The sequence below is a fragment of the Thermosporothrix sp. COM3 genome, assembly GCF_059696735.1.
This window is the reverse complement of record NZ_AP019376.1, coordinates 4391971-4411122: the sequence shown is the minus strand read 5'-3', so window position 1 is coordinate 4411122 and position 19152 is coordinate 4391971. Positions and strand designations below refer to the sequence as shown.

The 19152-nt window shown below is 53.6% G+C and carries 15 protein-coding genes; 4 read left to right on the top strand and 11 right to left on the bottom strand.

Annotated features, from left to right (window positions below; translation table 11 throughout):
• Window positions 1-45: 45 nt before the first annotated feature.
• Window positions 46-2529, top strand: a complete 2484-nt coding sequence (locus tag KTH_RS18685) for a SpoVR family protein (protein ID WP_111318880.1) — start codon at window positions 46-48, stop codon at window positions 2527-2529.
• A 49-nt stretch (window positions 2530-2578) separates the two neighbouring features.
• Here KTH_RS18685 and KTH_RS18680 read toward each other — a convergent pair whose 3' ends face one another.
• The 7 genes from KTH_RS18680 to KTH_RS18650 all read right to left on the bottom strand — a co-directional run bounded on the left by KTH_RS18680 (window position 2579) and on the right by KTH_RS18650 (window position 9483).
• Window positions 2579-3469 (bottom strand): alpha/beta hydrolase, encoded by an 891-nt coding sequence (locus KTH_RS18680; RefSeq protein ID WP_111318878.1) that lies wholly within the window; start codon window positions 3467-3469, stop codon window positions 2579-2581.
• Window positions 3470-3779: 310 nt separating this feature from the next.
• Window positions 3780-4388, bottom strand: a complete 609-nt coding sequence (locus KTH_RS18675; protein WP_111318876.1) for a sulfite oxidase-like oxidoreductase — start codon at window positions 4386-4388, stop codon at window positions 3780-3782.
• Between the two features lie 423 nt (window positions 4389-4811).
• A complete protein-coding gene (locus KTH_RS18670; protein ID WP_111318874.1) occupies window positions 4812-5807 on the bottom strand; it encodes a D-2-hydroxyacid dehydrogenase in 996 nt (331 codons plus the stop codon).
• Between the two features lie 113 nt (window positions 5808-5920).
• On the bottom strand, window positions 5921-6778 hold the full coding sequence (locus tag KTH_RS18665; protein WP_111318872.1) for a PHP domain-containing protein: 858 nt from the start codon (window positions 6776-6778) through the stop codon (window positions 5921-5923).
• 79 nt (window positions 6779-6857) lie between these two features.
• The gene (locus tag KTH_RS18660) at window positions 6858-7220 is read right to left on the bottom strand and encodes a D-alanyl-D-alanine carboxypeptidase family protein (RefSeq protein WP_111318870.1); all 363 of its coding nucleotides are present in this window, start codon (window positions 7218-7220) and stop codon (window positions 6858-6860) included.
• Window positions 7217-7912: a helix-turn-helix domain-containing protein gene (locus KTH_RS18655; protein ID WP_111318868.1), complete on the bottom strand. Its 696-nt coding sequence runs from the start codon at window positions 7910-7912 to the stop codon at window positions 7217-7219. Before KTH_RS18655 ends, KTH_RS18660 begins: the two co-directional genes overlap by 4 nt.
• A 440-nt stretch (window positions 7913-8352) precedes the next feature.
• The gene (locus KTH_RS18650; protein WP_111318866.1) at window positions 8353-9483 is read right to left on the bottom strand and encodes an NADH:flavin oxidoreductase/NADH oxidase; all 1131 of its coding nucleotides are present in this window, start codon (window positions 9481-9483) and stop codon (window positions 8353-8355) included.
• Between the two features lie 218 nt (window positions 9484-9701).
• Between KTH_RS18650 and KTH_RS18645 the strand changes: the two genes are divergently transcribed.
• Window positions 9702-10115 (top strand): ester cyclase, encoded by a 414-nt coding sequence (locus tag KTH_RS18645; RefSeq protein WP_111318862.1) that lies wholly within the window; start codon window positions 9702-9704, stop codon window positions 10113-10115.
• A 49-nt stretch (window positions 10116-10164) separates the two neighbouring features.
• Here the strand turns inward: KTH_RS18645 and KTH_RS18640 are convergent, their stop codons facing one another.
• The gene (locus tag KTH_RS18640; protein WP_170142322.1) at window positions 10165-12051 is read right to left on the bottom strand and encodes a serine/threonine-protein kinase; all 1887 of its coding nucleotides are present in this window, start codon (window positions 12049-12051) and stop codon (window positions 10165-10167) included.
• A gap of 263 nt (window positions 12052-12314) precedes the next feature.
• Here KTH_RS18640 and KTH_RS18635 point away from each other — a divergent pair, with 263 nt between their 5' ends.
• Together KTH_RS18635 and KTH_RS18630 are read left to right on the top strand one after the other, a co-directional pair.
• Window positions 12315-13799: an aldehyde dehydrogenase family protein gene (locus tag KTH_RS18635; protein ID WP_111318858.1), complete on the top strand. Its 1485-nt coding sequence runs from the start codon at window positions 12315-12317 to the stop codon at window positions 13797-13799.
• A gap of 518 nt (window positions 13800-14317) precedes the next feature.
• Entirely contained in the window at window positions 14318-15910 is a 1593-nt protein-coding gene (locus KTH_RS18630; RefSeq protein WP_111318856.1) for a serine/threonine-protein kinase, read from the top strand.
• 57 nt (window positions 15911-15967) lie between these two features.
• Here KTH_RS18630 and KTH_RS18625 read toward each other — a convergent pair whose 3' ends face one another.
• From KTH_RS18625 to KTH_RS18615, 3 genes are all read right to left on the bottom strand, one after another.
• Window positions 15968-16546 (bottom strand): DUF4870 domain-containing protein, encoded by a 579-nt coding sequence (locus KTH_RS18625; RefSeq protein WP_497620454.1) that lies wholly within the window; start codon window positions 16544-16546, stop codon window positions 15968-15970.
• Between the two features lie 299 nt (window positions 16547-16845).
• A complete protein-coding gene (locus tag KTH_RS18620) occupies window positions 16846-18129 on the bottom strand; it encodes a dihydrolipoamide acetyltransferase family protein (RefSeq protein ID WP_497620452.1) in 1284 nt (427 codons plus the stop codon).
• A gap of 7 nt (window positions 18130-18136) precedes the next feature.
• Complete coding sequence (locus tag KTH_RS18615) at window positions 18137-19129, bottom strand: alpha-ketoacid dehydrogenase subunit beta (RefSeq protein ID WP_497620450.1); 993 nt, start codon at window positions 19127-19129, stop codon at window positions 18137-18139.
• Between the last annotated feature and the right edge of the window lie 23 nt (window positions 19130-19152).

Below are 19152 nucleotides of genomic sequence, written 5' to 3'. Positions count from 1 at the left end.
GGCTCTCCGGGAGGCTTCCCGGTAATCGTGTAAGGAGAGTATGCTATGATCGGCTTTGATTCCAATAGCGATCTTGAGCGATTGCGTGATGCGATCGATGCTGCCTGGGAGCAAGCTCACAAATTCGGACTTGATCCGTTCCCGACTCATTTTGAGATGGTTCCAGCCTCGATCATGTATGAGTTTGCATCCTATGGGCTGCCGGGCCGCTTCAGTCACTGGACACACGGGAAGGCATACTATCGTCAGAAGATGCAGTATGACCTCGGTTTGAGCAAGATCTATGAGATGGTGGTAAACACCAATCCCAGTTATGCCTTCTTGATGGAGATGAACAATCTCCTGCAAAATACCTTTGTTGCCGCACACGTGTTCGGCCATACCGACTTCTTCAAGAATAATGTCTACTTTCAGCATACCTCACGGCGCATGATTGATAAGGCCAGTATTCATGCTGAACGGATTGCGAAATATGAGTTCGATCATGGACGCGAAGAGGTCGAACGCTTCCTCGATGCGGCATTAGCGATTCAGGAGCATGTTGACTATAACCTGCTCCTGCGCCGTGAAGGGGGGGAGTCAAAGCCGAGCAATGCTGTAATGCGGACTACCGAGTATGATGATCTCTGGAACCTCGATGAGCGGGCCGAACGGGCCGAGGAAGAGCGCAGTATGCGCCCTGGAAAACCGCCCAGATTCCCTGAGAAGCCCGAGAAAGATATTATGCTCTTCCTGATCAATCATGCACCGTACTTGCAGCCCTGGCAGCGCGATATTCTGGAAATCGTGCGGCAGGAAATGTTGTACTTTGTGCCACAGATGCAGACCAAGATTATGAATGAGGGGTGGGCCTGTCTTGTGGCAGATAGTCTGGTCCAGACAGAGTATGGCCTGATGCGCTATGATGCTCTGCATCGGCTCCTCGCTCGGGGGCAAACGGTGCAGGTAGCGAGCGGTGAGGGCATCTGCGATCGAATCACTGATCGTCATGTGCGTCGCAATGCCCCGGTCATTCGGCTCCATACACGCCGTGGGCTGGTGCTGGAGGGAGCTGAGGAGCATAAGCTGAGTGTTGGCCCCGAGCAGTGGATGTCGCTTCAATCGGTGCGCGTAGGACAGCGTGTTCCTCTGGCAGTGGGAGAAAACATCTGGCCACAGGAAGAGGTGGCTCTGTCGGGAAGCGCACCCCGGCTGGTCGCTCGGCAAGGAGGCACACAGACCGCTGTTCTCGGTCTGCCGACAACGGTTACTGCCGGGTTTGCCGAGTTTCTGGGCTATCTCTGCTATGGCGGCAGGGTGGATCCGCTAACGGGGCGGGTCTGCTTTACCTGTCAGGATGAAGCAGTTGCCAGACGCTATGTGGAACTGGTGACCACGCTGTTCTCGGTTGATCCGGAGACCATTCATTTCACGGGACCGGAGACCAATCGCTGGTATAGTGTCTTCCGCTCGCCTGAGGCGCTGGAACTGGTACACTCGCTTGAGATGCAGAACGGGGTGCCCGAGGTCATTCTGCGTTCTCCCCGGCTGGTAGTCAACGCGTTCCTGAAAGCCTGCTTCGCGCTGACCGGGCAGATTTCTGAAGGGCTTGTATTGACGGCACCCTCGGAGCAGGCAGCGCGCACGCTTCAGTGCATCCTGCTCAACTATGGAGCGCTCTCGTGGCGTGATGGGGCGATACTGCGCATAACCGGTAACTCGTCTCGCGTGTTCGCGGAGGCAATCGGGCTAACGCACGTGCAGGAGGTTCAAACCTATCTGCGCAATGCGCCCGATGAAGCTCCATTTGATGAGGTAGTGCGTATCGAGCGAACCGTGGCAGATGTCTATGATATCACAGTACAGCGGTCGCATCGCTACATTGCAAATGGTATGTTGCACCATAATAGTTTCTGGCATGCGCGCATTATGCGGGCGTTGGGAGAGCAAAACGTGATTTCTGATGCGGAGACGATCGAGTTTGCTCAGTTGCATTCTTCGGTGCTGTCACCCTCACGAACGTCGCTGAATCCCTATTATATTGGCTTTAAGATCCTCGAAGATATTGAACGGCGTTGGGATAATCCAACCCGCGAGGAGCGGGAACGTCTGGGTCGCCAGCCCGGCAAGGGGCGTGAGAAGCTCTTCGAGGTGCGTGAACTGGATAATGATGTCTCGTTCTTGCGCAATTACCTGACCGAGGATCTGGTCAAGGATCTGGACCTCTACCTCTACAAGAAAGAGGGCGATGAGTGGGTGATTGTTGAAAAGGACTGGCGCAAGGTTCGCGATACCATCGTTTCCAATATGACGAACTTCGGGTATCCCTACATTGTGGTCGATGATGGGGACTATCGAGGGAACCGCGAGCTCTACCTGAAGCATATGCATGAGGGACAGGATCTCGATATGCCGTACGCGGAGAAGACCTTGCAGCATATCTATCATCTGTGGGGCCGTCCTGTGCACCTGGAGACGGTGTTCGATGGCAAGCGTATCCTGTTGTCCTATGATGGCGAGAGAAACAGTAAAAGTACTTTGGAAAAATAGAGGTCTGAGAGGCGCGGCAACAGGGGCTGCGCCTCTTTTTGTCTCGCTGTTACGCTGTGGTCAGCCCATGCCGGCTGAGAAAGTCGCATTGATCATTGAGCACCTGTGAGAAAAGTGGCTCGTGATAGATGTCAATATGGTCGCCCGGGTAGGTGCGGACTTCGGCGGCAGGAATACGGCGTGCGGTCTTTATCGCGGCCTGTGGCGAAGTAATGCGATCCTGTTCACAAATACAGAGAAGCACCGGACAGCGGATATGCTGCGCCTGCTGAATCGGACGGTAAAACGGCAGGGTCAGATTGATACGGGCCGCGATATGATTGGGATAGCGATAACCTGCCGGTAGCATCTCCTGATAGCGCTCGAATGCACCCGGGGTTGCCAGCATGGCCAGCTCGTCCACCTTGCCAACTGTGGTGATATAGTGCGGTTCCCGACCTAGAATGTGGTGACCATAATCGCGAAGAGCTGCCACGAGCAACTGAAGCGAGCGAAGCGGACTGTACATGGTGAGGGTTGTCAGACCGTCGGTGAATGGAATCTGGCTGATGACGGCGGCAATGCGCGAGTCCTCCGCGGCGATGCGCAGGACATGTCCCCCTGAAAACGAGGTTCCCCATAAAATAATGCGTTCTGGATCAAGCGCCAGGTTGCTGCGTGCGTAGCGAATGGCGGCTCTCCAATCGGCCAGTTGCCCCTTGATGTCGACAATCTGGCGAGGGGAGCCTGCGCTTTCCCCGAACCCACGATAGTCGAAGACCAGCGCAGCCAGACCAAGCGTGGCAAAACGTGTTGCATAGGCATCAAGGCGCATATCACTGGTCGCTCCAAGCCCATGCCCGAGAATCACGCAGGGAAGCGGTTGTGTGTGGTTGGGGAGATACAGCCGTGCGGCACAGCGATCCCCCCGGGACAAAAAGTCGACGTTCTGATACTCCATGCTATCTCCTTTTGCCGACTGAGCGACTCTCTTTGTTGTCTATCATGTTGTCTATTGCTCGAAATGTTTCAGAAAGCCCCGAGCTTATACCCGGGAATAAAAGGAGCATATGCGATCTCTGAGGAGAGAACGCGAGTACCGCTTGATAGAGGATCCTATCTATGCTTTGCTTCTTTTCATGTACAGGTACCCCTCGTTAAACGCTTCTGGACAGGTGCCGCTATGGGGCATCACCCCGTGACGGCTTGTATGCATGCTGACTTGAGCGTTGCGCTGCTCCGGGAAGGAACCTCGATCCTCTATCGGATGTTTACCAGTAGCGCTCTTCTTTCCAGGGATCGCCACTGTTATGATAGCCTCTGGTTTCCCAGAAGCCGGGCTTATCGTGCTCCATAAATTCAAATCCGTCTAACCATTTTGCGCTTTTATAGCCGTAGAGTTTGGGTACAATTAGCCGGACCGGGCCCCCATGTTCAGGCGTCAGAGGCTTGCCATCATGTTTCAGCGCGATCAAAACGTCGTCGTCATCAAGGGCTGTGAGCGGTATATTGGTGGTATATCCTGTCCAGCAGTGGGCCATGACATACTGTGCCTCAGGCAGGGGACGTACACGTTGGAGGATCTCGCGGATATGAATCCCTTCCCAGGTGTTATTGTAGCGGCTCCATAAGGTAACGCAATGGAAATCGGCGGTAACCGTTGTATGGGGCAGTTGCAGGAACTCTTCCCATGTCAGTTCGAGCGGATTTTCAACCAGACCTGAAACTCGAAAGCGCCAGTCAGAAGGTAGGCTGGAAGGCGTGCTCTCGAAGGTTAGGACTGGCCATTTACGTGTCAAGTGCTGACCGGGAGGAAGGCGATCTCTTCCATCGGGGCGTTTCTCGATTGGTGTTGACTTCTTTCCCAAGAACCATTTCATGATGATGTGAAACTCCTTCACGCTTCTTGTGGCGGCAGTGCTGTTTCTATGCCGGAGCATGATGCTATGATACCAGTTCTTGCTGTGATATGGGAGGCATAGAACAGCTCTTCTCTTGAACTCCGTCTTTTGTCCTGTAAAGATTGGAATAAAAGTACCTGCCACCTTCACCAGGGATCAGAAAAAAGAAAGCGCGTGGGTGTGCAACACTGATGTGATGCATAGACCCCGGACACAGGCGGTCAGTTTTCTGGTATTTCGATCTCTATACCCTGTATCGTTTTGGAAAGCTGCGGCCATAAAGCGGGCAGGAGATGGGGTTTCCTCTCCTGCTCTAAAAGCATGGGTAATCCTGTTTCTGGAAGCAGTGTAGCATGGTGCTGGAATTCCAGCAGAACTATCTGGCTGACTGAGAAGATTAGCCTAGTACTTACGGTCAGGCCGGAAGCGGTTGCGCATTGGCAGCCCGTTCTGATAGCGATGAATATTATCGGTGAAGAGCGAGGCAAGGCGCTCCCCATAGCGATCGGTTGAGCCTGCAATATGTGGCGTCAGGATGACGTTTGGCAGATCAAACAATGGATTCTCTTTCTCTGGCGGCTCCTGTGCAGTGACATCAAGCCCTGCTCCCGCAATCCAGCCCTCTTTGAGCGCGCGAATCAGGGCTGCTTCGTCAATGACCTTGCCACGAGCGATATTGACCAGGTAGGCATGAGGACGCATGGCGCGGAGCTCCTGCTCACCGATCATTCCTTCTGTGCGGGGGGTCAGTGGGACCGAGAGCACAACGTAATCGCTGAGGCTGAGCAGCTCATGAAGCTGATCACCAGTATAGAGCTCGTCGACGTCGGGATCTTCTGTTCCCGGTTGCGCAGAATGACGTAGCGCGATCACATGCATGCCGAAAGCTCGCCCGAGCTGAGCGATACGGCGACCAATACTTCCCAGACCGATAATACCAAGCGTGCTGTCCGCCAGCTCAGGTGTGCCACCTTGCTGCCCACGGAAGAGCTTGTTCGCCTCTGCGTAGGGCGGCCAGCGATGTTCTCGCTGCATTATGACAAGAGAAGGCCACGAGCGGTTGAACATCAACATACTTCCGAACACATATTCGGCGATACATTGTGCGTGAATGCCTGCGGCTGTGGTGATGATGACGTTGCTGTCCGGGGCCGCGAGGGGGCTTTTGAGAAGCCAATCAACACCAGCCGACGGCGTCTGAAGCCAGCGAAGGCGAGGGGCTAGTTCGCGCCCGTTAGCGGGCATAAAGCCGCAGGCAATTTCAGCATCTTTCAGGGCTTGCAAATAGTCGTTGTTATCGGCAAAGCAATGAATATCAATACCTGTTGCTTTGCGGATGCGCTCCTGTTGGGCAGGGGTGAATTGAAACGCGCTGACGATTGCGGGATGATGTGTCATAGGGCGATATGGTCTCCTTCTGTCATGCTGGTTTGCCCGGGAGCATCCCCGGGCTTTTTGTGTCTTTGTATTATACCGTATCTTGCCCTTATGCTCCGTTGCTTTCTGTGAAGCTATTCAGCATTGAATGTGAAGCCAAGACGTTCGAGGAGAGCGCGTGCCTGTCGGGCCTGATATTTGATAGGCATCTGTGCTGCCGGGCTGTGTGAGTCGGAGCCCGCACTGACAAGAAGCTGATGCTTTTCAGCGTAGCGCAGGAAGAACGCGGTATCTTCTGGGGAATGCGCAGGGTAGAATGCTTCCAGCCCGTCAAAAGGGGCAATGGCGCGAAGCTCGTCAAGCGCCTCCTCGGTAAAGTAGAAGGATGCACCACCACGTCCCGGGTGTGCAAGCAGGCAAACTCCGCCACTCTGATGCACCGTTTCAATCACCTGTTCAACCGGCACTGTGCTCCAGACGCAGTTCAGTTCGTCGAGAAGCCGTCTCCCTTCCGCTTTATCGGCGACGTAGCCGTGCTTGATGAGAAGCAATCCGAGATCAGTTGGCAGGCGCACCTCGCCGCCACGCTTTGCCAGAAGCTCCTGTTCCCGGGGGAAGCGATAGCCGCGTTCGAGCAGTGTCATATAGGCCTGGCGCGTCCTCATATAGAGGGGACGGAGTAGGCTATCACTCAGCTCGCGCAGAGCAGGATTATGCGGGTCAAAGCCGAAGCAGAGCACATCTGTCGAAATACCTTTCCATTCACCACTGAACTCGGCGGCTGTCAGGATATGAAGGTTTCGCTGTGCGCCCAGGTATTGAACCTGCTCGATTGTATCCACACGGTCATGATCGGTAATCGCTGCAATGGCAAAGCCTTCCTGTACCAGATAATCAATCAGTTCTTCGGGGTGCCACCAGCCATCACTATGGATAGTATGGAGTTGGAAATCAATAGGGGCATCAGGGGAGATGGTTGATGCTACTGTCACCTGCTATCCTTTCTTACACTTGTAGGCACAACAAAATAAATTGCCCTTATCATACCATTGCTGTAAAGCAGAGGATAGTTTATGGCTGTGTGAGCACATGAAATCCCCAATCAAGGAGCCGCCGGGCATCTTGATCACGGCGTTCTCCGGCGCTTGCCTGTAATATCGCCCCGATTAGATGATGTTTACCACTGGTTGCCGAGAATACAAGACAGTAACCTGCGTCGGTGGAATGGCCGGTTTTAATCCCTGTGGCTCCCGGATAACTGCTTAAAAGAGAATTGGTCGTTTCCCAGGTGTAAGCTTGGTGAAGGGCCGTTTCGTGGATCTGATAGCGCTGTAACTGTACGATCTGGGCGAAGAGCGGGTTGGTTTGTGCATGGCGAGCGAGTCGGACCAGGTCTTCGGCGGTCGAGTAGTGCTGTTCCCCGGCGGCGCTCATTGCCAGTGCGGGATGAATGATAGCCCCGGTGTTAGATAGTGTGTTTTTTTGAGCCCGAGGCGCTGGGCGTACTGGTTCATCAGGCGTACAAATGCGGGGAGGGTGCCGCCAACCGCTTCCCCAATAATCAAGGCGACCTCATCCCCTGAGGCCAGCATCAAGGCATAGAGGAGTTCTTTGAGGGAGAGTTGATCACCGGCACGAAGGCCGATAGTGTAGCCTCCACAACGCTGCACTCGATCGGTCGTCTCCTGTGGGATCGTGATGCATTGCTCTAAATCGCCATGTTCCAGTGCGATCAGTGTGGTCATGATCTTGGTTGTGCTGGCAATTGGGAGCGGTTCCTGTGCGTTCTGATTGACAAGGACGCTACCGGTATTGGCTTCCATCAAATAGATGGCGGCTGCATCTACAGAGAACGGCAGCGAGCGGGGCTCAGGCAGCGAATAGTGTGGTGGCTCATCAGTGCGGGCAAAGTGCAGAAAGGCGTATCGTTCCTGCATGGGGATGGCAAAGTAGTCGGCCAGAAGCTCCGTAAGCTGTGCCGAAGGGCGGCGCTCTCCTGCCTCTATTTTTCGTATAGTAATGGATGCACAATGAATACGTCTGGCAAGTTCAGTCTGAGTCAACCTGTATTTCTTCCGTTGCTCTTTGAGCCAGGCGCTAAATGCTATAGATAGGCGTTGATTCACGGTCTGCTACCCTGTGTTTTTCTCTAGAGATAGTACTGTTTCAATATTACGTTGTTTGTGGCGTAAAGAAAAGGGACATTTGCCCTATTGGAAGAGGCGGAAAGAGTGGTGAATGCGGCATCGATTGCAAAATAGTGGGAGTCCGTGTATGGATCGGCTTGTGATGGTGGACATGTAGCAGCAGCACAAAGCGTTTGTATGACGCTGGAATTGTTGATGAGCTGGTGAAGGAACTCCTCGGCGGGACATATACGGATCAGCAGCGGACTGCTGAGGCCTTGAAAGCGGCATTGTTGTGACATCTGAAAGAACTCAAGGACGTGTCTGTTGATGCGGGAACAGCGCTATCAGAAATATCACCATATTGGCTATGTGATCCAGGGGGAAGGGAGCCAGGCAGAAAAAAGAGCCACCTTTGCCGTCAGGTGGCTCCTTCACTGTTAAGGGACAAGGGGAAGTTTGGCTCGTTCGTATTGTTTCGGCCATGCGATATCGTAATGCAGGGCGTGCGCGGCACGAAGTGGCCAATGAGGATCGCGCAATAGCACGCGGCCCAGTGCAATGATATCGGCCTGTTCCTGAACAAGAATCTCGTTTGCCTGCTCGGGCTCCGTAATCAGGCCGACCGCTGCCGTTGGAATCCCGGCTTCTCGACGCACATGCTCAGAGAGCGGAACCTGATAACCGGGCGCGGTTGGTATCTTCGCAGTCGCGACGTTGCCGCCAGATGAGACATCAACAAGATCGACGCCATGATGCTTTAGCGCTTTGGAGATCTGGGCGGTTTCTTCAACCGTTAGCCCGTTCTCTGTCCAATCGGTCGCGGATAGACGGACAAGCAGAGGAAGCCGCTCGGGCATAATCGCACGTGTCGCGTCAACCACTTCAAGCAAGAAGCGCATGCGGTTTTCCAGACTGCCGCCATATTCATCCGTACGGTGGTTTGAGAGCGGCGACAGAAACTCGTGAATAAGATAGCCATGCGCTCCATGAAGCTCAAGCACCTCGAAGCCTGCTGCGAGGGCCCGTTGTGCCCCTTTCTGGAATGCCTGCACGATCTCAGTAATCTCTTCGCGCGTAAGCTCATGCGGATAAGCGTGGTCGGCTGAGAAGGCTTCAGCACTTGGGGCGATTGGCTGCCAGCCTCCCTGCCCTTCCGGGACAGCACCATATTCCGGGGCCCAGGGGCGGTAGGTGCTGGCCTTGCGCCCAGCATGCGCAAGCTGAATCGCTGGAACTGCTCCTTGCTCTTTGAGGAAGCGGGTAATGCGACTGAGCCCTTCAATATGCTCATCTTTGTAAATACCCAGGTCCTGAGGCGAGATGCGCCCGCGTGGCTCAACGGCTGTTGCTTCGGTCATAACCAGCGCCGCTCCTCCGATAGCGAAGCCTCCTAGATGAACAAAGTGCCAGTCGTTCGCAAAGCCGTCAACCGACGAATACTGGCACATGGGGGCAACCATAATGCGATTGCGGAGTTGAATATCACGGAGCTGGAATGGCTGGAAAAGCAGAGGAATAGACTGTTTGGGGAGAACCTCTTCAGAAGCTTTTTCCTGCCCTTTCTGCATGCTCTATATTCCTCCAGAAAAGATAATTTTTTCCATAAAAAAGCCGGACGATGCCGGTTTATATATTGCCTTTTTCATAGAAGAGAACAATAGGGCGGGCGCGATTATTCCCGGTCGCTCCTCTAGCCAGAGGGGGAGCAAGTGCGCTATGATGTCTTTATCACAAGGACGTGTAATTGCTGAAGAAAGCAGCTCTGAAATGAGGGAGGATAACCGACATGAGCATCGAAGCAAATAAGGCCCTTGTCTGGCAATACTTGAAACTCTACAATGGCGCTGATCTGGCGATCGTTGATACTGTTATTTCCCCCGATTTCATCGATCATATGCACCCTGAACAGGAGAGAGGACCCGCTGGCGTGAAGCATGCGCTTGGCCTTTTTCGTGCCGCCTTCTCCGACATTCGGTATCAGGTTGAGCATATGATAGGAGAGGGCGATATGGTGGCCTTTCGCTTTCGGCTGGAAGCGCTTCATAGGGGATCATTTGCCGGGCTTGCTCCCACAGGCCGTCGGGTAACGCTGACCGGGATGGATTTTGTGCGTATTGAGAATGGACAAATTGTTGAGCTATGGAGCTGTCAGGATACGCTGGACTGGGTGGCGCAACTCGGGGGTAAGCTGGTTGTATAGGCATATTGAACAGGGAGTGGACGTCACCGCCACTCCCGGCAGTGATAGATCAGTGTGCCTGCCAGATATGGATTAGCTTATCCTGCCCTCCTGAAGCGACAAAGCGACCATCGGGAGACCAGGCCAGGGCGCGAATCGGGCCATTGTGCCGATCATAGGTATAGATAAGCTGCATTGTGGTCATGTCCCACACCCGAATGAAGCGTTCAATCGTGGTGCTGGCTGCCAGAAAGCGCCCATCAGGCGACCAGGTCAGACTGTTAACGCCGTCCTGAGGGCTATGCGGTAGCGTATATGTCTGCTGCCCGATATGGTCACAGAGGGTGATGGGATGATGCTGCCAGCCAAAGGCGAGCAAGCGGCTATTGGGAGACCAGGCCAGGGCAGTAACGTGGGAGCCAGGACGCCGAAGCGTGTATTTCTGCGTGTTGGTGTGTGGAGACCAGATGCGCAGTGTATCGTCATTGCCTGCGGAGGCGATATAGCTTTGATCCGGGGACCACGCGAGAGCCAGCACGGTATCTGCGTGTTTTTCATAGGTTGAGGTCAATCTAAGCTCTGACATCTCCCAGATTTTCACCTGACAGCTTTCTCCGCCTGCCGCCAGTTGATTCCCGTCCGGGGACCATGCCAGAGCCCAGGTAATGGGCTCCCATTTTTCCAGAACAAAGCGCTTGAGGCCCAGAATTCGGGCAAGTGAGGTAGCGAACGAGGTGTAAGGAGCCCACATATGCAGCGTGTAGTCAAGGCTGGCCGAAGCGATATAGTCCCCGGTTGGGGACCAGGCGATTGCAGTAACGCGATCACTGTGGCCTTTATATTCATACATCTTCTTCCCACTGTTGGCCTCCCAAAGATGCACTGCTCCCTCGCTGGCTGCTGAGATGATGTACTTGCTATCAGGAGACCAGGAGAGTACGTGAACCTCTGCCTGATGTTGTCGATAGATGCAGGTGGTCACCCCCCTCGTCGAGAGCGTGAGCAGGCCGGGAACGGGTACCTGTTGTGCCAGTTTTTCCAGCGCCGCTTTTACCTCTACCGCGCTTTCGGGGCGCTGTTCACTGTCCTGAGAGACAAGCTGCTCGATCAGGTGGGCCAGCTCGGCATATTGTGTGGGAAGCTCTGGCAATGTAAAGTGAAATGGGTTTGCTTCTGGGTCGATGCCGGTCAGGAGCGTGTGCAGGGTAGCCCCCAGGCTGTAGAGGTCAGAGCGGGCTGTGGTCTGGGCTCTGCCGTATTGCTCAGGTGCCGCATAGCCGGGAGAGCCGAAGGCGATGGTATCACGAGGCTTACCGGGCTTGTAGCGTCGAGCAACGCCGAAATCAATGAGAAAGATTGTCCCTGAGGGCGTCTGAATCAGGTTATCTGGCTTGATATCGCGATAGATTATCGGTGGTTGTTGTGAGTGCAAATATTCAAGAATAGAGCACACCTGAATACCAATATGAATTACCTGCTCGATCGGTAGTCTTTTCTCCGGGATTTTATTACGCAGGTCAATGATCGTTTCCCCTTCAATAAAATCAATGACAAGATACCAGTTCAAGGGGTCGGTAAAGTGAGCATAGAGACGGGGAATCTGTGGATGCCGCACGTCTGAGAGGATCTGAACTTCCCGGTTGAATGCGTCGGTCGCATCGATGACCTCCTGCGGGGAAAGTCCTGCCAGCCTGATCTCTTTAATTGCGACCAGCCTGTCATCTTGCTGCGTATCTCTGGCCTTATAGACCGCGCCAAAGCCTCCGGTCCCGAGCTGTTCAAGAATATAATAGCGATCCTTAAAAAGATGGTGCAACACAATATGATCGCTACTTTCGATCTGTTCGGGCCGTTCCAGTTCCTGTATGAGTGAGTGATTGCAAGCGAAGCAGTGGCTTGCTGACGGCTCATTGGCCGCGCCACATTGCGGGCAATAACGATGCGTAGATGTTGTCATAAAAAAAGAGCTACCTTCATGTTCAGGTTGCATTATCTATTTTACTTAGATTCGTGAGAAAAATCTAGTAGTTAGTTTTGCAGCATACAAAAAATGCTGCTCTGGCCTGTCGAGCGAGCTGCAAAAGCAATATAGAATGATCTGGCGCTTGCTCTTTGCGGCTGAATCTGTTATAAGCATAGCAGGATGTTTCTGGCGTTCCGTACCACTGTGGAGATCGGAAAAGAGAAAGGGATATCAGCGTAGAACAGAGAGGTTCTTCTATGACAACAAGCAAGGTGCTAAACGCATTTCTTCAACAGAGGCCAGTGAAAATGTTGATTGGTGGGGAATGGGTGGAAGCGGCAAGCGGAAAGACGTTCTCTTCGCTTAACCCTGCGACCGGTGAGGTTCTGGCAGAGGTTGCTGAAGGGGAAAGCGAAGATATTAATCGTGCAGTTGCTGCTGCTCGCAACGCTTTTGAAAGCGGGGCCTGGCCGAAGATGACCCCTTCTCAGCGCGGCGCATTGCTCTGGAAACTGGCTGATCTGCTGGAGCAGCATGCGGAAGAGTTTGCAGAGCTGGAAACCCTGGACAACGGCAAACCGATTAAATATGCTCGTGCGGTTGATGTCCCGCTGGCCGTGGATCATTTCCGTTATTTTGCCGGGTGGGCGACGAAACTGGAAGGGGAGACAATCCCTGTCTCTATTCCCAATATGTTTACCTATACGCTGCGTGAGCCGCTTGGCGTGATCGGGCAGATTATCCCCTGGAATTTTCCCTTGCAGATGGCGGCATGGAAGCTCGCTCCGGCGCTGGCCTGTGGCAACACCTGCGTCTTAAAACCGGCAGAACAGACGCCGCTTTCCGCGCTCCGTCTCGGTGAATTGATCTGCGCGGCGGGCTTTCCTGAAGGCGTCGTCAATATTGTGCCGGGCTTTGGCGAAACAGCCGGGTCAGCCCTTGCAGCACACCCCGACGTGGATAAAATCGCCTTTACCGGTTCAACCGAGGTCGGGCGAAAGATCGTGCAGGCCAGCGCGGGTAACCTGAAAAAGGTGACGCTGGAACTGGGTGGCAAGTCGCCAAACATTATCTTCCAGGATGCCGATTTGAAGTATGCTATTCGTGGGGCAATGAATGCGGTCTTCTTCAATCAAGGGCAGGTTTGTACAGCCGGGAGCCGCCTATTTGTGCATCAATCGGTCTACGAGCAGGTTGTTGATGGCCTGTGCTCGTATGCCCAGCAGATGAAAATCGGGCCTGGCATCTCTCCCGATACCGAGCTTGGTCCGTTGGTCTCTGAGGAACAGAGGCAACGAGTCGCCTCCTATATTGAGCGGGGCAAAGAGGAAGGGGCAACGCTGCTAACCGGTGGCAAGTGCCCACAAAGCGAGACGTTAAAGGGCTTTTTTCTTCAACCGACCATTTTTGATCACGTACATGATGATATGACGATTGCGCGTGAAGAGATTTTTGGTCCGGTTGTTGTCGCATTGCCTTTTGAAAGTGTGGACGAACTGGCGGCCCGAGCGAATAAAAGCATGTATGGGCTTGCCGCGGGCGTCTGGACAAACAATATCAAGATCGCGCATCGAATGGCTGCGACGCTCAAGGCGGGTGTGGTCTGGGTGAACACGTACAATATGTTTGATGCGGCCGCACCATTTGGCGGCTACAAACAAAGCGGATATGGTCGTGAGATGGGCCATGCTGTGCTTGATGCCTATACCCAGCTCAAGACAGTCTGGATCAGTACCCGTTAGAGATGCACGAGGGGATAGTGCATGGCTGTTTGCTATCTCCTCCCACTTTTTCGGGCACCGGTAGATGAAAAAGAGGGTGTGATTAAAGAGGAAAAAGCTCGTTATAGATGATAAGATCATGGATATTTAAGGGTAATGTATGGTATTATTGGGAAGAAGAAAGAGCGGAATAGAAAAGGGCTAAACCACTAGAATAGGTAGTGAGGGAAGAGCTGGACTTTGTAGAAAGTATCAGGAAACTGAATAAATAGACGTGCATAAACACGATTTTAATTGTATACTGATTTTATGTTGTGTTTATCTGTATCATCCTGTACAGGAAAACGCGTGGAGTTGAGCGGGGAAAATGCATTCGTAAGGGACGTATATTGATGTATAGAGATGGAAGCGAGGAGAGAAAACAGGGCGGTACGTGCGGTGAGGTAGGGAAAGGGACAAAGGGTACACAAATCTATTTGCCAGCCAGGGGGAGCCGACGATTTTGCGACGCAAGCAAGGAACGTTAGGAGCAAAGGACCATGATGAATCTAGAATCGCACGAGATCCCGTTTTCATTTGAGCAACCTGAAGCCATTCAAACTCCTTTACTCTCTCTATTGCAACGCATAGAGCAGACAGAGCTGAGTATGCCGGGAAGCATACAGGGAAGTGTGGCACAACATGTATTGGTGATCGATGCAGTGGATTCCCGCGCCCGCTACATCGAAAGAGTTCTATTTATGGCTCGGTATCGACCGGTGCTCGTCCCGAAGGCGCTCGATGCCTTCACCCTTTTTTTGCGCGGTGGATATAATCCACTTGCCGTGATTGTAGGTCAGGACGAAGCGAATGAGCGCTTTTTTTTACAGCGCTTGTTGACTCAGATCGAGCAGCGGTATGATCGTAAGGTGCCCCTGATTCGCCTGCTGGTCAAGCAGGGACCTCCATCAGCACTTCGGTCTCAACGTACAGTGCCAATCCCACCTCGACCGGGAAGCAGCAGAGGGAACTCGGATTCGTTTCATGCGATCTCGCCTGCTATCTCGTTGATTCGTCCGCAGGAGCCGCATGGAATGCCAGTGCAGTCGTCACCGATCTTGACGCCGCCTTCCCCCTCCACACCAGAGCCGCTTTTTCCGCAGCAAATGCCATTTGTAACGACTGATGCCATGCAGCTTGGAACACAGGAGGCAGCGCCCCTTTTCACGCCATCAGCACCTATTCCCTCTCGTTCTGGTTTTGAGAATAGTCAGCAGTTGCCACAACCAAAACAGATACAGCCGCTCTCGCTTGAGGGGCAGGATCTGGGCCGCTATCGTGTCAGAACATTGATAGGGGCAAATGTGTATCAGACCTATGATCGCCTGCGGGAACGTGATATTGCGCTGAAGGCATACCAGACGAATGCGATTCCTTATGCAATGATGGAGGGGCAACTAGAAGAGTCCAATATTTTTGAGTTGGAAGCAGAGTTGCTAGATCCCTTAAAGCATCCGCATATTTTGCCCGTGTTGAATACAGGCAAATCTTATATCAGTGGCGTTCCATTTATTTATAAAACTATGCCTTTGTGCGCGGAGGGATCGCTGAAACAATGGTTATGGCAGCGAGGGGAGAATCGCATGTTCTCCTCACAGGAGATTCTGCCGATTCTGTTACAGCTTGCAGATGCGCTACAATTTGTCCATAATCGTCAGGTGACGTATCAGAACTTCAAGTTGTCGAACTTGCTCCTTCGCGGGCAGGCCGAGAGCCTGGATAAGATGCATATTTTGCTGGCCGACTTTGCAATCACGCAGGATGGCTCTTTCTTCTCGCATAGTGCCGACGCGTATCCCTATATAGCCCCGGAGCGCTGGCTAGGGCAGACATCCCCGGCATCAGATCAGTATGGGCTGGCGGCTATCATCTATGAGCTGCTGACCGGGCGCCCTCTGTTTCAGGGAACCTCGGAGCAGACCTTAAAGCACCTGCATATGAACATGCAACCACAGCCGCCAAGCGCGTTCAATCCGATGGTGCCTGCTTATGTCAACTCCGTCCTGTTAAAGGCACTGGCAAAAGATCCGCAAGATCGTTTCCCCAATGTGATGGCGTTTGCCAAGACCTTTCAACAATATTGCAGCGTCTAGCGCAACAAAACAGGAGGCGAGTTCGTAAGGGCTCGCCTCTTTTCTTCTGGTATAACCTCACCTGCGCCGCCCGGCTAACCGTTCGGCAAAATCGGCCAGGAAGGGAATGCGGAACTGCGAACCCCGATAGGATGTAAACATCAAGAGAATCCACAGGAGCGCCGAAACGCCCAGGAAGAGCGGTGTGACACAGGCAAGGAACGGCCCGAGCAGAAAACCAAGTACTGGAATGCTTGGAATAAGGGTCAGGATAAGGTAAATGATAAGGACTGACAGAGAGAAAACGGTTGACTGAGCCGCCGCAAAACGCACAAACTGGTTTGTCCGCTCCTTAAGCAGAAAGTAAATTCCGGAGAAGGGGCCAAGCGCATAACTCCAGACGGCAGCCTTGCGCCCGGACATGCCGCTTGCCGATGAGGTGTAAGCCTGGTGACGCGCTGTGACGCTGCGTGGTGGCTGATACACCCGCTGCTGCTGTTGTTGCTGCTGCTGTTGTCCTCCCGTCTCCTGATTGGCGTATTCCCCGTAGGGATCCTGAGAACTGGACTGGTTCTGTGAAGGCGAACTGTATCCGCCGCTATAGCCTCCGTAGCCGTAAGGGTCCTGATTTGGGTCTTGATTGGAATGTATGCTCATAGAGATACCCTCTTTTCTAAGCGAAGACACGTGTTCATTGTCTAATACGCTGTACCGAAGGAAAAGGTTAGAAAAAAAACGTTCCAGGATAGATAAACGTTGACCTGAAGAGAATGTCCAGCGGTGTATGAAAGCGTGTCCTCTCTTTTCCCTGCTCAAAATATGAGAATAGAATGCTGTCCTTCCCTCACTGTAACATGTAGAAGCGGTAGCAGGCAAGAGCGGGAGGGATGCCGGGGAGGGAGCCATGAAAGGGGACAGAAGGGGCGCCCTGAATAGCGCCCCCCTGCAATCGTTGTTTAGCCAAGCAGTGAGTATGGATTCTGCAACAGACGTTTCACTTCCTGCAAGAAGCGAGCAACCATTGCGCCATACAGAATGCGGTGGTCAGCAGAGATTGTCAGCGGCATAATGTCGCGGAGAACTGGCTGTCCATCAACCGGGACAAAGGTCTTGCGTGTGGAGGCAACGGCCAGAATGGCGGCCTCGGGCGGGTTGATGATCGCCTGGAAGCCGGTCACATCCATCATGCCAAGATTTGAAATGGAGAATGTACCGCCGCTCAGATCAGCGATGGTGAGCTTGTTATTGCGGGCTCTCTCGATCAAGGCTTTGGTCTCGCGGGCAATGGTGCGAACGCCTTTAATATTGGCATCTTTCACCACCGGGACGACCAGCGCGTTAGGGACATCAACGGCCATACCGATGTTAATATGCTTGTGGAGAATGAACTGACCGTCGCGGTAAGACGCGTTGACCTGGGGGAACTTCTCCAGGGCCAGAGCGACCGCCTTGATCAGCATATCATTGACGCTGATCTTCACGCCGTCCTCGCCAGCGGCAGCATTCAATGTCTGGCGGAGTGCCAGGGCATCGGTCATATCGACCTCGTTGCTGACATAGAAGTGCGGAACATACTGCTTCGACTCAAGCAGGCGGCCAGCGATCTTCTTCTGCACGGACGAGATCTGGACGACCTCGGAATCCTCAGGGATTGGAGCCTGAGCGAAGGAGGGAGCGGCGGCGAGCGGCGCGGGCTGTGCGGCTGGTGCCTGAGTTGTGGGTGTAGCCTTGCGTTGTTGCTCAAGATAGTCTTCGATATCGTCACGCACGATGCGACCACCCGGGCCAGAACCCTTGATCTGGGCAAGCTCAATGCCATGCTCTTCGGCCATACGGCGGGCCAGAGGTGAGACCTTGATCCGGGTGCCTACCGGGGTGGCTGTCGCAGCGGGTGCCTGCGGGGCCTCGGGCTGGCTGGCTGGTTCCTCATTTTGTGGTGCCTGAGCCTGCTCTTCGGCTTTTGCCTCTACTTGCGGGGCTGTGGCGGCGGGCTTCTGCGCGCCGGAACCATCGCCAATAATAGCGATAGCCTGCCCGATCGGGGCGGTTTCGCCTTCCTGGATCAGGATTTGCTCCAAAATCCCGTTCTCGTAGGCTTCGATCTCCATATTTGCCTTGTCGGTTTCCACTTCAGCCAGGATATCACCCTTTTTCACTTCGTCGCCAGCTTTTTTGAGCCAGCGAGTGATGGTGCCTTCCTGCATCGTGTCACTCAGGCGAGGCATGCTTACTTCGGACATATGTTGTTTATCTCCTTCTGCGGCGCGGTGCGAGTTCGTTGACCGCCTCGATCAACTGTTTGGCTCCAGTCAGGGCAGAGAGCTCAAGCGGCTTAGAGTAGGGAAGTGGCACTTCCACGCTGGCAACGCGCTTGATCGGGGCATCTAGATAATCAAACGCCTCTTCCTGTAAGGTCGCGGCGACTTCTGCACCGATACCGTAGGAGCGCCAATCTTCTTCAAAGATAATGGCTCGATTCGTCTTCTGAACCGACTTGACCAGTGTTTCGCGATCGAGTGGGCGCAAGGAACGCAGGTCAACGACCTCAATGCTGAGACCGTTTTCTTTTTCCATGCGATGGGCGACATCAACGGCAATTGAGGTCATGCGCGAGTAGCTGATGACCGTCAGATCCTTTCCCTCTTTGGCAACTTTGGCCTTGCCAATAGGGGTGGTATAGTCGCCCGAGGGGACCTCACCCTTTGTATTATAGAGGGCCAGGTTTTCCAGGAAGAGGACGGGGTTGTCATCGCGAATGGAAGCTTTCAGCAGGCCCTTTGCGTCTGCCGGGGTAGAAGGAGCAACGACCTTTAGTCCCGGGATATGAGCAAAGAGGACTTCCAGATTCTGCGAGTGGGTAGCAGAGAGCTGCTGGCCGCCGCCTCCCGGTGTGCGAATGACCATAGGAACGGCAGACTGACCGCCGAACATATAGTGTATCTTTGCGGCGTGATTAATAATCTCGTCAATACCCATCAAAATAAAGTTGATGGTCATAATCTCAACGACCGGGCGCAGGCCAAGCATGGCTGCGCCAACGGCCATCCCCAGGAAGCCGTTCTCGGCAATCGGGGTATCAACGACGCGGCGAGGGCCAAACTCTTTGAGCAAGCCCGCGGTAATCTTATATGAACCCTCAAAGGTGCCGATTTCTTCACCGAGCAGGAAAACATTTTCGTCGCGCTTCATCTCTTCGCGCAACGTATCATTAAGCGCTTGTCTGAATGTGATTTCTGCCATGAATCTAGTCCCTTCCCTGATCC

Excerpts from the sequence above, each read along its gene's own strand:
- KTH_RS18650 (WP_111318866.1), bottom strand. The coding sequence starts at position 9,483 with ATGCAGAAAGGGCAGGAAAAAGCTTCTGAAGAGGTTCTCCCCAAACAG.
- KTH_RS18675 (WP_111318876.1), bottom strand. The coding sequence starts at position 4,388 with ATGAAATGGTTCTTGGGAAAGAAGTCAACACCAATCGAGAAACGCCCC.
- KTH_RS18685 (WP_111318880.1), top strand. The coding sequence starts at position 46 with ATGATCGGCTTTGATTCCAATAGCGATCTTGAGCGATTGCGTGATGCG.
- KTH_RS18645 (WP_111318862.1), top strand. The coding sequence starts at position 9,702 with ATGAGCATCGAAGCAAATAAGGCCCTTGTCTGGCAATACTTGAAACTC.
- KTH_RS18630 (WP_111318856.1), top strand. The coding sequence starts at position 14,318 with ATGATGAATCTAGAATCGCACGAGATCCCGTTTTCATTTGAGCAACCT.
- KTH_RS18680 (WP_111318878.1), bottom strand. The coding sequence starts at position 3,469 with ATGGAGTATCAGAACGTCGACTTTTTGTCCCGGGGGGATCGCTGTGCC.
- KTH_RS18615 (WP_497620450.1), bottom strand. The coding sequence starts at position 19,129 with ATGGCAGAAATCACATTCAGACAAGCGCTTAATGATACGTTGCGCGAA.
- KTH_RS18670 (WP_111318874.1), bottom strand. The coding sequence starts at position 5,807 with ATGACACATCATCCCGCAATCGTCAGCGCGTTTCAATTCACCCCTGCC.
- KTH_RS18620 (WP_497620452.1), bottom strand. The coding sequence starts at position 18,129 with ATGTCCGAAGTAAGCATGCCTCGCCTGAGTGACACGATGCAGGAAGGC.
- KTH_RS18635 (WP_111318858.1), top strand. The coding sequence starts at position 12,315 with ATGACAACAAGCAAGGTGCTAAACGCATTTCTTCAACAGAGGCCAGTG.
- KTH_RS18660 (WP_111318870.1), bottom strand. The coding sequence starts at position 7,220 with ATGAGCGCCGCCGGGGAACAGCACTACTCGACCGCCGAAGACCTGGTC.
- KTH_RS18640 (WP_170142322.1), bottom strand. The coding sequence starts at position 12,051 with ATGACAACATCTACGCATCGTTATTGCCCGCAATGTGGCGCGGCCAAT.
- KTH_RS18625 (WP_497620454.1), bottom strand. The coding sequence starts at position 16,546 with ATGAGCATACATTCCAATCAAGACCCAAATCAGGACCCTTACGGCTAC.